Here is an 11,854-nt window from a genome sequence, read left to right as displayed (position 1 = left end):
GCTCCAGCAGGTCCGCTTGTGGGTGTCAGACACCTGGAGCTTCTGTGCAGGTGTCTGACACCCGGAAGCGCGCCGTCTTGTGGGTGTCAGACACCTGGGGACCTACTCCGCCCCCTCCCAGATCCGCTCCAGCAGGTCCGCTTGTGGGTGTCAGACACCTGGAGCTTCTGTGCAGGTGTCTGACACCCGGAAGCGCGCCGTCTTGTGGGTGTCAGACACCCGGAGGTGTCTGACACCTGGGGGCCTACGCCGCCCCCTCCCAGATCCGCTCCAGCAGGTCCGGGCACGACACTTCGGCCTCCAGGCTCTGCGACAGGCGCAACACGCGCTTCAGATACAGGTGCGCGTCGCACTCCCAGGTCACGCCCAGCGCGCCGTGCGCCTGGATGGCGTTCTGAGCGGCGCGGCGGCCGCCCTCCACCGCCAGCAGCGGCGCAAACAGGCAGTCCCGCTGCGCCGACGGGGTATCCGCGTCCAGCGCCGCCGCGGCCGCCCATCCCGCCAGCCGGGCATCGTCCAGGGCCATCCAGTCCTCGGCCAGGCGATGCTTGATCGCCTGGTTGGCGCCGATGGCGCGGTCGAACTGCCGGCGCTCGCGCGCATAGGCCGCCGCCATGTCCAGCGCGGCCGAGGCCGCGCCCAGCAACTCGGCCGACCGCAGCAGGCGCAGGCGCGTGCGCAGGCGGTCCCACGCGCCGGGCGCCACGTCCAGGTCCACGCTGGCCGCGACTTCCGGGCGCGCCGCAAGCGCGACCGGCATGGTCGGATCCAGGCCCGCCACGCCCGCCAGCGGCGCAAGCAGGTCCAGCCGCAAGGCCGTCGCGCCGACCCGGCTCACGGCGAGGGCGCGCACGCCCTCCCCCGCGCCTTCGATGAATGCAGAGCCGTCGGGGCGCATGGCCGCGTCCGCATACCAGGTCTCGCCCGCCATCATCGCCGCGGCCCACTGCGCCACCGGGCCCGCCGCGCCCGCCTCGCACAGGGTTGGCAGGATCGCCATGTTGGCCGCCAGCGGCAGGCTCAGCAGGTGCCGCCCGGCCGCCTCAGCCACGATCCAGGCTTCGCGCATGCCCAGGTCCAGGCCGCCCAGCGCCGCCGGCGCCAGCAAGGCGGGCCAGCCCTGGTCCGCCACTTCGCGCCACAGCGCCAGCCGCGCCGCGGCGTCGCGCCGGCAGGCGGCGCGCGCCAGGGACAGGGGATGGCGCTCGGCCAGGAAGCGCTGCGCGGCGTCGCGCAGCATGCGCTGGTCTTCGTTCAGATGCAGGTCCGGATGCTGTGTCATGGGCGCTCAAGCCTTGGGCAGGCCAAGCATCTGCTCGGCGATGATGTTGCGCTGGATTTCCGAGGTGCCGGCCAGGATGGTCTCGGCGCGCGACCACAGGTAGGCGTGCACCAGGCCCGCGGCGCGCGCGTCGGCGGCGCCGTCGGCCAGGCAGGCCTCTTCGCCCAGCAATTGCAGCGACAGCTCCAGCAGGCGCTGATGCGCTTCGCTCCAGTGGATCTTGGTGGACGAGCCTTCCGGCCCCGGCGGATCGCCGCGCATGGCGCCGGCCAGCGCGCGCCGCGACTTCAGCGCCAGCACATGGCTGTCGGCGGCCAGCCGCGCCCACCGGTGGCGCACGGCGGACGACGACGCCGGCACGTGGCCATGGGCATTGCCGCGCAGCGACAGCTCGCGCACCTGCTGCAGCTCCTGCGCAAAGCGCACCAGGCGCGGAATGAAGTAGGTGCCGCGCTCGAAGCTGGCCGCCGCCATGGCGATCTTCCAGCCCTGGTTGCGCTCTCCCAGCAGCCCGTCCTCGGGCACGAACACGTTCTCGAAGAAGACCTCGCAGAACTCGGCCTCGCCCGTGATCTGCCGGATGGGTTCAACCCGCACGCCGGGGCTGCGCATGTCCACCAGCAGAAAGCTCAGGCCCTTGTGCCTGGACGCCTGCGGATCGGTGCGCGCCAGCACGAAGCACCACTGCGCGCGGTCGGCGAAGGACGTCCATATCTTGTGGCCGTTCAGGCGGAACCCGCCGGCGGCCGGCTCCGCCCGCGTGCGCACCGAGGCCAGGTCCGACCCCGCCCCCGGCTCCGAGTACCCCTGGCACCACACCTCGCGGTTGGACAGGATGCCGGGCAGGAACCGGCGCTTCTGCGCCTCGGCGCCGAAGTGCAGCAAGGTGGGCGCGAGTATCCCGTGGCCGATCAGGTTCACGCCCAGCGGCGCGCCGCAGCGCGCATGCTCCTCGTGAAAGACCGCCTGGCGCGACAGGGGCAGGTCCTGCCCGCCGTAGGCCGTCGGCCAGCCCAGCCCGGACCAGCCGTTGGCGCACAGGGTGTCTTCCCAGGCGCGCCGGAAGTCCAGGCTGCGGGGATCGGCCCCGCCGGGCCAGCCGCGGGCAAAGCGCGCGTAGACGGTTTCCAGCCGGCCGCGCAGGCCCAGGCGGTAGGCCTCGTCGTCCCGCGCGGCGGTTTCCAGCACTGTCATGCGCTTACTCCAGGCGGATGTTCGAATCGCGCGCCACCTTGGCCCACGTCGCCACGTCCTGATGGATGAACGCGGCGAAGGCCTTGGGGTCGCTGCCGATGATGTCCAGCCCCAGGCCCACGAACTGCGCCTTCACGTCCGGCTGCTGCAGGATCTGCGCGAGGTTCTGGTAGAGCTTGTCGATCACCGGCTGCGGCGTGCGCGCGGGCGCCACCAGGCCCAGCCAGGGCATGGCCGAATACCCCGGCAGGCCGGAGGACGCCACGGTGGGCAGGTCGGGCACCGACGCGGACGGCTTGGTCGTGGTGACCGCCAGCGCGCGCAGCTTGCCGTCCTTGACGAAGGGGCCCGACGAGGCCCACGCGTCGAACATGACCTGCAGGCGCCCCGCCACCAGGTCGTTCAACGCAGGCGCGCTGCCCTTGTAGGGAATGTGCGCCATCTGCACGCCGGCCATGCTGTTGAACAGCTCGGCTTCCAGGTGCGTCGAGCTGCCGGTGCCGACCGAGCCGTAGCTCACCTTGCCCGGGTTCGCCTTCAGGTAGGCGATGAGCTCGCCCACGTTCTTGGCCGGAATCGACGGATGCACTTCCAGCACGTGCACCACCGAGGCCACCTGGGTGATGGGCGCAAAGTCCTTGATCGGGTCGTAGTTGACCTTGGCGTAGATGCTGGGCGCGATGCCCAGCGAGGACGCGGCCATCAGCAAGGTGTAGCCGTCCGGTTCGGCGCGCGACACGTAGTCGGACGCGATCATGGTGCCGCCGCCCGGCTTGTTCTCCACGATCACGGTCTGGCCCAGCTTGCCGCTCAGCTTTTCCGCCAGCAGGCGGCTCATGATGTCGGCCGCGCCTCCTGGCGAGAACGGCACCACGATGCGCACGGGGCGGCTGGGGAAATTGTCCTGGGCATGCGAGGCGCCCGTGACGCCGATGCAGGCCAGTGCGACGCCGGCCAATAGTCTCTTGATCATGCTTGTCTCCTCCTGGGATACGCTGCGCGCTGTCGCGCTATGGGGTTGCGGGCAGGATCAGCGCGTCCAGCACGGCAACGCCTTGTCCCGCCTCTTTGATCAGCAATGGATTGACTTCGATTTCCGCCACATGCGCGGGCGCGGCAAGCAAGGCATTGCCCACGGCCACGATGCTCCTGCACGCCGCCGCCAGATCGCCGCGGGGCTTGCCCCGGTAGCCGTCCAGCAGCGCAAACGCCTTGAGTTCCCGCAGCATCTGCAAGGCGATCTCCTCGTCCACCGGCAGCAGCCGGTGACTGGTGTCCTGGTAGATTTCCGTCAGCACGCCGCCCAGGCCCACCGTCAGCACGGGACCGAAGACGGGATCGCGCGTGGCGCCGACGATAAGCTCCGCCACCCCGCGCTCCATCTTCTGCACCATCACGCCGTCGATGCGCGCATCGGGCTGCGCCTTCGCGGCAGCCTCCGTCACCTGCGCATGGGCGCGCCGCAAGGCCTCGTCGTCGGCCAGGTTCAGCGCCACGCCGCCGGCTTCCGTCTTGTGCGCAATGTCCGGGCTCAGGATCTTCAGGGCGACGGGATATCCCGCCTGCCGCGCGTCCCGCACGGCATCGTCGGCGCTGCGCGCCGCGCCTGCCCGCGCTTGCGGCAGGCCAAACGCCGCCACATAGGCGCGCGCGTCCGTTTCGTTGCACGGCAAGGCGGGCGCGGCCACGGCCGCGAGGCGCGGCGCGGGCGCCTGGCGCGTGGCCGCGCGCGCATCGCACCACAGCAGGTAGGGCGCCAGCGCCGCCACCGCCAGGCCCAGGTCCTCGAACACCGCCACCTCGGCCTCGCGCAGGGCGTCGCGGCTCTGGGCCAGTCCGGTATCGATCGCGACGAACAGGCGCTTGTGCTGGCGCGACGCCTCGGCCAGCGCGTCGGCCATGCGGTCCAGCATGTAGCCGGGCGCATACACCACCACGGCGTCGATGGCGTCCGTCGTGGCCAGCGCCTGCAGCACGGTGCGCACGAAGGCCGGGTCGTTGACGACGTTGCCGGTGACGTCCACCGGGTTGCCCACCATGCCGTAGTCGGGAATGCCGCCGCGCAGCACCGCCTGCAGCTCGGCCGGCAGGTCCGGCAGGTCCAGTCCCGCGCCGATGAACTTGTCCGCCAGGATGGCGCCCAGGGCGCCGGACATCGTCAGCACCGCCACGCGCTTGCCGGCCGTGCGATGGCGCAGGGTCGCCAGGCTGGCCAGGTGCGCCATCTGCGCAAAGTCGGTGGCCTCGATCACGTTCAGCTGGCGGAAGGCCGCCGCGTACACGCGCCGGTCGCCGGCCAGCGCCGAGGTATGCGATTGCACGGCCTGCGCGCCCTTGTCCGTGGTGCCCGCCTTCAAGGCGATCAGCAGCTTGCCCCGGCGCTCCAGCTCGCGGCAGGCGCGCACGAAACGCTCGCCGTCGCGCAACTGCTCGATGTAGCCCAACACGATTTCCGTGTGCGGGTCGGCCGCCAAATACTCCAGGTACTGGGAGAAATCCAGGCAGGCCTCGTTGCCCGTATTGATGAAATGCGAGAACGGCAGGCCCAGCCTGCGCGCGATGGCGTACACCGCCGCGCACACGTTGCCGCTCTGCGTGAGCAGGCTGACGGCGCCGGGCCCGTCCTGCGCCGGCGCGGTCTTGAAGACCGACGCGAACGCCGTATGGGCCTGCGTGTTCAGGTTGGCAAAGCCCATGCAGTTCGGGCCGGCCACGGCCATGCCGCTTTCCGCCACGAAGGCCTCCAGCGCTTCCTGCAGGCGGATGCCGTCGCCGCCGGCCTCGGCAAAGCCCGCGGCGTAGACGATGGCCGCGCGCACGCCCTTGGCATGGCAGCGGCGCAGCATGGGCGTCACTTCCGCCGCGGCGATCGCCAGCACCGCCAGGTCCACGGATTCCGGCACGGATTCGATGTCCGGCCAGCAGCGCAGGCCGAACACTTCCTGGTACTTCGGATTGACGGGATAGATGCCGCCCGCATAGCCGAAGCGGGTCAGCAATTCCAGCGGCATGCCGCCGATGCGGCCGGCGTTGGCGCTGGCGCCGATCATGGCAATCGAACGCGGGTTCAGCAAAGGGTCGAGTTGCGGGGTCATGCGGCCTCGCCTTTTTTGCCGCCTGGCTGCCCCAAGGCAAAAGTCTCCCCCTCGGGGGGCAGCAAGCCCGCATCGCGGGCGGGGCGTGGGGGCAAGTCCTTGTTGCGCTGGATCGCCTGGGCCAGGCCGCGTTCGCGCACCGCCTGGAATTCTTCGCTCAGGTGCGACAGCTGATGGGTGTCGAAGTGCGCCGACAGGGCCGTGCGAAAGCCCTGCGCGTCGGCCGTGCGGTTCAGGGAACGCTTGATCAGGCGCAGCCCGAACGGCGGCGCCTGCGCGATGCGCTGGGCCAGCGCCAGGGTGGCGGCGTCCAGCTCGGCCTCGGGCACGACCCGGTTCACCATGCCGATGCGCAGCGCTTCCTGGGCGTCCACCTTCTCGCCGGTGTAGAGCATTTCCTTGGCTTTGCGCAGCCCCATCACCCAGGGGTGGATCAGCACTTCGGTGGCGGCCGCCGCCAGCGTGTGGCCAACCGGGTCCGAGAAATACGCGGTATCCGAGCACACCACCAGGTCGCACATGTTGGCGATCATGAAGCCGCCCGCCACGCAGGCGCCCTGCACCTGCGCCACGGTGGGCTTGGGAAAATCCCAGATGCGCAGGCAGTAGCCGTAGTAGCGGCGCGACTCGTATTCCCAGCGCTCTTCCACCGTGAAGTCGGCCCGCTTGGCCTGGGCTTCCTTCAGGTCATGTCCCGCCGAAAAATGCGCGCCGCGGCCGGCCAGCACCACGACCCGCACCGAGTCGTCCTGCTCGGCCCGCGTCAGGGCGTCGTCCAGTTCATCCAGCATCTGCTGGCTTTGGGCGTTGCGCGCGGATTCGCGCGCCAGGCTGATGCGGCATACCGAGTCGTGCCGCTCGACGGCCAGGGTGGCGTATTCCATGGTCTCCTCGTCCTTGTGATGCCGCGCCGTCTACAAGCGGCGCGATCGCTTGGATTGAATTAACGCACCACAAATCCTAGAATACAAAATATTCAATCAATATTTCCCACAATATGAACACAACAGGTTCCACCGGCGGCACTCAAAGCATGCGGCGCGCCCTGGGCTTGCTGCGCGTGCTGGCGCAGCACCAGGAAGAAGGCATAGACCTGCAAGGCGTGATGACGGCAACGGGGCTGGAGCGCTCCACCGCCCACCGCTTGCTGAGCTGCCTGCTGGAAGAACAGTTCGCGGAACGCGACGGCCGCAGCCGGCGCTACCGGCTGGGCGTGGATTCCATGCAGCTGGGATTTGCCGCGCTGCGGCGCACGCCCCTGCTGGACGCGCTGCGCCCCTTCGCGCAGAAGCTGGCGCGCCTGTCGGGGGACACGGTGTTCCTGGTGATCCGCCAGGGCGACTACGCGCTGTGCCTGCTGCGCGAAGCAGGCTCCTTCCCCGTGAAGGTGTTCACCATCGACCAGGGCGAACGCCGCCTGCTGGGCGTGGGCGCGGGCGGGCTGGCGCTGATGGCGAGCCTGCCGGACGAAGAGATCGCATCGCTGTATGCGCGCCATGCCGCCAGCTACGCGCAGATCGGCGTGTCCAGCGCCTCGCTGATGAAAGCGGTGAAGCAGGCCCGCGCGGCGGGCCACGCCGAAATCGTGGACACCATCACGCCCGGCGTATCGGGCGTGGGCGTCGCGTTTCCGGTATCGGAACTGACCTGGGTGGCGTTCAGCTTCGGCGCCATCAGCAGCCGCCTGGATGCGCCGCGCCGGGCGCAGATGGGCGCGCTGCTGCGCGCCGAATGCCTGGCCTGGGCCAAGGACTACCTGGGCCACGCATAAAGCGAAGCGCCCTCCCTGGCCCGGCGAACCGGATCAGGGAGGGCGCGCGCCGGCTGGTCGGATCAGATCCGTTCGAAGATCGCGGCGATGCCCTGGCCGCCGCCGATGCACATGGTCACCAGCGCATAGCGGCCGCCCACGCGCTGCAGCTCATGCAGCGCCTTGGTGGCGATGATCGCGCCGGTGGCGCCGATGGGGTGGCCCAGGCCGATGCCGCTGCCGTTGGGATTCACCTTGGCCGGGTCCAGCTTCAGTTCGCGCGACACCGCGCAAGCCTGCGCCGCGAAGGCTTCGTTGGCTTCGATCACATCGAGCTGGTCGACGGTGAGGCCGGCGCGCTTGAGCGCGGCCTGCGTGGCCGGCACCGGGCCGATGCCCATGATCTCGGGGTCCACGCCCGCGTGGGCATAGGCCACCAGGCGGGCCAGCGGCTTGATGCCGCGCTTGGCCGCCACCGAGGCGTTCATCAGGACCAGCGCGCCGGCGCCGTCGTTCAGGCCGGACGCGTTGCCCGCCGTCACGGTGCCGTTTTCCTTCTGGAAGACCGGCCGGAGCGTGGCCAGGCTGTCGGCCGTGACGTCGCGACGCACGTGCTCATCGGTATCGAACACGATGTCGCCCTTGCGCGACTTCATCACGATCGGCACGATCTGGTCGCGGAAGTAGCCCGCGTCGATGGCGGCGGCGGCGCGGCGGTGCGATTCCGCGGCCACGGCGTCCTGGTCCTGGCGGCTGATGCCGAACTTGGCCGCCACGTTTTCAGCGGTGACGCCCATGTGCATGCGGCCGAACGGATCGGACAGCGCGCCGGTCATCATGTCCAGCATGACGCTGTCGCCCATGCGGGCGCCCCAGCGCTGGGCCGGCGCGATATACGGCGCGCGGCTCATGCTTTCGGCGCCGGCGCCCACGGCGATCTCGGCGTCGCCCAGCATGATGGTCTGCGCCGCCGACACGATGGCCTGCAGGCCCGAACCGCACAGGCGGTTGACGTTGAACGCGGGAGTTTCCTTGGCGATGCCGGCATTCATGGCGGCAACGCGCGACAGGTACATGTCGCGCGGTTCCGTGTTGATGACGTGGCCGACGGCGACGTGGCCGACTTCGTCGCCCGAGACGCCGGCGCGCTCCAGCGCGGCCTTGATGACGGTGGCGCCCAGGTCGCAGGGCGGCACGTCTTTCAGCGCGCCCCCGAAATCGCCAATGGCGCTGCGGACGGCCGAAGCGACGATGACTTCATTCATGATGTTTCCTCCTTGTAGTGCTTTCCATCATACCGCCCGCCTGCCGTCCCCGGTTCATCCTTTGGGCTTCCTCGCGGCGCGGCGCGCGACAAAGTCCTGGACCGCCTCGGCATGCGCCGGCGTCTTGTGCGCAAGGGCCTGGTAGGCCGCCGACAACTCCAGCAAGGCATCCAGCCGCGCATGCTGGCTTTCGCGCAGGAGGCGCTTGGTCAGGCGCACCGCATCGGGCGAATTCGCCGCCATGCGGCTGGCCAGCGCCCGCGCGGCGGACAGCAGCTCCGCCGCCGGCACCACGCGCGACACCAGTCCCCAGTCGGCCGCCGTGCGCGCATCGATCGCGTCGCCGGTGAACGACATCTCGGCCGCCCGCGCCATGCCGACCAGCCGCGGCAGGAACCAGGCGCCGCCGTCGCCGGGCACGATGCCCAGCTTGACGAAGCTCTCGGCGAACGTCGCCTCTTCCGCCGCGATGCGCACGTCGCACATGCAGGCCAGGTCGCACCCCGCGCCGATGGCCGGGCCGTTCACCGCCGCGATGGTCGGCACCTCCAGCGCGTGCAAGGCCAGCGGCAGGCGCTGGATGCCGTGCCGGTACTCCTGGCGCAACGCGGCGCTGCCGACCTCGGGGCCGATCTGCCGCTGCATGTCGTTCACGTTGCCGCCCGACGAGAACACGCTGCCCGCCGCGGCAATGATCAGCACGCGCGCGGCCGGATCTCGCTCGATGCGCGCAAACGCGGCCAGCAGCTCGTCCACCATCGTGCTGCCGGTCAGCGCGTTGCGCGTTGCCGGGTCATTCAAGGTCAGCGTCACCACGCCGTCCGCGCTCTGTTCGATCTGCACCAGATCCGTCATGGATCCCTCCTGTTCTGAAAGACTGCGGGTCATTGCTTCGGGATGCCGGCGCGCTGGGCGGCCTCGTCCCACTTGCGTATTTCGGCGCGCTGGAAGTCGCCCAGTTCCTTCGGCCCCACCGGAAACACCTCCCAGCTCGTGCGCGCCAGGAACTCGGCGGCATCGGGCGTGCGGTAGATGGCCAGCAAGGCGTCGGACAAGGTGTCGATGATGGCCGCCGGCGTGCGCGCGGGCGCGAAGGCGGCCGTCCAGTTCACCATGTAATAGCCCGGGAACCCCGACTCCTGCAAGGTGGGCGTATCGGGCGCGCTCTTCAGGCGCGCATCGCCGGTGACCGCCAGCAGGCGCATGCGGCCGCTCTGCACAAAGGGAATCACCGCGCCGTAGTCCGCGAACACGAAGTCCACCTGCCCGCCCGCCAGGTCCGTGAGCGCGGGCGCCGCGCCGCGATACGGCACATGGTTGGCCTTGATGCCGCCCATCGACAGGAACAGCTCGGTGGCGATCTGGTAGGACGCGCTGCCGCTGCCGAAATTCAGTTCGCCCGGCCGCCGGCGCGCCGCGTCGACCAGGTCGGCCACCGTCTTGTACGGCGCATCGGCCTTCACCGCCAGGGCCATCGCGCCGTAGCCCAGCCGCGCCACCGGCGCAAAATCCTTGACCGGGTCGTAGGGCAGCTGCTTGAACATGGCGGCATTGGTCGCCACCGGCGAATTGCTGGCCAGCAGCAGCGTGTAGCCATCGGGCTCGGCCGTGGCCACGGCCTGCGCGGCGATGAAGCTGTTGCCGCCCGGGCGGTTCTCCACCGTGACGGCCACGCCCAGCTTTTCCTCCATCTTCCTGGCCACATAGCGGGCGTTGCTGTCGGTGCCGCTGCCCGGCGGAAACGACACGATCAGCCGGATCGGCTTGTCCGGATACGCGGCCTGGGCCGCCGCCGCGGGTTGCGCCAGCCAGGCGGCGCCGGCCAGCGCCAACAGGCGCATCACCTTGTTCATGCTTGTCTCCTTTGTTGTTGTCGCCCGGTCCGCGCGGGGCGAGTCACGGGTCTACAGGGAGCGTAGGCATGCAGGCAGGCGCCGTCTAATATTAATTTCTGCGCGCGCGATACGCCTGCGCTATCGGGGCGTGGCTGCGCCTATAAGCCCTGCGTATCGGAAATCAAAAAAATACTATTGGACAGCGTTCGGCGGGTTCCCGGATAGTGGGCCCCGGCGCCTGTGCTGCGGCGCCCTTGCCCGCACCGGAGCTTCGATGATCGATACGCTTGAACTGACCGCCATCCCTCCCGAGGACGAAGCCTTGCGCGCCGACGTGCGCGCCTTTCTGGCGGACACGCTGGACGGCCTGGAGCCCGACGAACGGGCCCGCTCCTGGATGGGATTCGACGCGGGCTTCAGCCGCCAGCTCGCCGAACGCGGCTGGCTGGGCCTGACGCTGCCGCGCGAACACGGCGGCGCGGCGCGCGGCCACTTCGCGCGCTTCGTGCTGTCCGAGGAACTGCTGGGCGCGGGCGCGCCGGTGTCCGCGCACTGGATCGCCGACCGCCAGAGCGCGCCGCTGATCCTCAAGTACGGCACGCCCGGCCAGAAGGCCTTCTACCTGCCGCGCATCTGCCGCGCCGAGGCGTTCTTCTGCATCGGCATGAGCGAACCCGGATCCGGATCCGACCTCGCCAGCATCCGCACCCGGGCCGAGCCCGCGGCCGGCGGCTGGCGCTTGAACGGCAGCAAGATCTGGACGACCAACGCGCATCGCTCGCACTACATGATCGCGCTCGTCCGGACATCAGGCACGGCCGAGGACCGCCACCAGGGCCTGTCGCAGGTCATCGTCGACCTGTCGCTGCCGGGCGTCACGATCCGCCCCATCGAAGACCTGGCGGGCGACGCGCATTTCTCCGAAGTGTTCTTCGACAACGTAGCGCTGGCCGCGGACGCGCTGATCGGGGAGGAAGGCGGCGGCTGGGCGCAAGTAAACGCCGAACTGGCCTTCGAGCGCAGCGGACCCGAGCGCCTGTATTCCAGCATCGCGCTCCTGGAGTGCTGGCTCGCGCATTGCCGCGACGTGTCCGACGATGCCGGCAGCCGCGCCGCGCTGGGCAGCATCCTGTCGCAGATGGCGGTGCTGCGCGCCATGTCCCTGGCGGTGGCGGGCAAGCTGGCGGCGGGACTCAGCCCGGCCACCGAGGCGTCGCTGGTGAAGGACCTGGGCACCGAGCTTGAGCAAGCCATCCCGCGCCTGATCGGCGACACGCTGGGACGGCGCCCCGACCAGCCCCCGCCGCTGCCGCTCCTGCGCACGCTGGCCTATCTGGAACAGGTCGCCCCCACCTTCTCGCTGCGCGGCGGCACGCGTGAAATCCTGCGCGGCATCATCGCCCGCGGTCTTGGCCTTCGATAAGGACGACAGT

At 70.1% G+C, this 11,854-nt stretch carries 10 protein-coding genes; 2 read left to right on the top strand and 8 right to left on the bottom strand.

The window, feature by feature from the left end:
• Positions 1 to 244: 244 nt before the first annotated feature.
• The 5 genes from ACFWP0_RS17050 to ACFWP0_RS17030 are packed head-to-tail and all read right to left on the bottom strand — an operon-like array spanning position 245 to position 6,455.
• The gene (locus ACFWP0_RS17050; RefSeq protein ID WP_377843943.1) at positions 245 to 1,282 is read right to left on the bottom strand and encodes an acyl-CoA dehydrogenase family protein; all 1,038 of its coding nucleotides are present in this window, start codon (positions 1,280 to 1,282) and stop codon (positions 245 to 247) included.
• Between the two features lie 6 nt (positions 1,283 to 1,288).
• Positions 1,289 to 2,476, bottom strand: a complete 1,188-nt coding sequence (locus ACFWP0_RS17045) for an acyl-CoA dehydrogenase family protein (protein WP_377843942.1) — start codon at positions 2,474 to 2,476, stop codon at positions 1,289 to 1,291.
• Between the two features lie 4 nt (positions 2,477 to 2,480).
• On the bottom strand, positions 2,481 to 3,449 hold the full coding sequence (locus ACFWP0_RS17040; protein ID WP_377843940.1) for a Bug family tripartite tricarboxylate transporter substrate binding protein: 969 nt from the start codon (positions 3,447 to 3,449) through the stop codon (positions 2,481 to 2,483).
• A 37-nt stretch (positions 3,450 to 3,486) separates the two neighbouring features.
• Positions 3,487 to 5,571: an acetate--CoA ligase family protein gene (locus ACFWP0_RS17035; protein ID WP_377843939.1), complete on the bottom strand. Its 2,085-nt coding sequence runs from the start codon at positions 5,569 to 5,571 to the stop codon at positions 3,487 to 3,489.
• Positions 5,568 to 6,455: an enoyl-CoA hydratase gene (locus tag ACFWP0_RS17030; protein ID WP_377843937.1), complete on the bottom strand. Its 888-nt coding sequence runs from the start codon at positions 6,453 to 6,455 to the stop codon at positions 5,568 to 5,570. The genes ACFWP0_RS17035 and ACFWP0_RS17030 overlap by 4 nt, the downstream gene beginning before the upstream one ends.
• Before the next feature lie 113 nt (positions 6,456 to 6,568).
• On the opposite strand from ACFWP0_RS17030, the gene ACFWP0_RS17025 reads away from it, so the two are divergent.
• Positions 6,569 to 7,342: an IclR family transcriptional regulator gene (locus tag ACFWP0_RS17025; protein ID WP_377843936.1), complete on the top strand. Its 774-nt coding sequence runs from the start codon at positions 6,569 to 6,571 to the stop codon at positions 7,340 to 7,342.
• A 62-nt stretch (positions 7,343 to 7,404) separates the two neighbouring features.
• Here the strand turns inward: ACFWP0_RS17025 and ACFWP0_RS17020 are convergent, their stop codons facing one another.
• Genes ACFWP0_RS17020 through ACFWP0_RS17010 form a run of 3 tightly spaced genes read right to left on the bottom strand, consistent with a single transcriptional unit; the run spans position 7,405 to position 10,439 of the window.
• Entirely contained in the window at positions 7,405 to 8,586 is a 1,182-nt protein-coding gene (locus ACFWP0_RS17020; RefSeq protein ID WP_377843934.1) for an acetyl-CoA C-acyltransferase family protein, read from the bottom strand.
• Positions 8,587 to 8,640: 54 nt separating this feature from the next.
• On the bottom strand, positions 8,641 to 9,441 hold the full coding sequence (locus ACFWP0_RS17015; protein ID WP_377843933.1) for a crotonase/enoyl-CoA hydratase family protein: 801 nt from the start codon (positions 9,439 to 9,441) through the stop codon (positions 8,641 to 8,643).
• Positions 9,442 to 9,470: 29 nt separating this feature from the next.
• Entirely contained in the window at positions 9,471 to 10,439 is a 969-nt protein-coding gene (locus ACFWP0_RS17010; protein WP_377843931.1) for a Bug family tripartite tricarboxylate transporter substrate binding protein, read from the bottom strand.
• A 256-nt stretch (positions 10,440 to 10,695) separates the two neighbouring features.
• Here ACFWP0_RS17010 and ACFWP0_RS17005 point away from each other — a divergent pair, with 256 nt between their 5' ends.
• Positions 10,696 to 11,844 carry an acyl-CoA dehydrogenase family protein gene (locus tag ACFWP0_RS17005; protein ID WP_377843930.1) on the top strand — a complete coding sequence of 383 codons (1,149 nt, stop codon included), beginning with the start codon at positions 10,696 to 10,698 and terminating at the stop codon, positions 11,842 to 11,844.
• The last annotated feature ends 10 nt before the right edge of the window (positions 11,845 to 11,854 follow it).

Origin of the sequence: Achromobacter sp. NPDC058515, from assembly GCF_042721735.1 — a bacterium.
Classification (GTDB): domain Bacteria; phylum Pseudomonadota; class Gammaproteobacteria; order Burkholderiales; family Burkholderiaceae_B; genus Achromobacter.
Note: the sequence above shows the minus strand (reverse complement) of the source record. Positions and strands in the feature narration are given on the sequence as shown.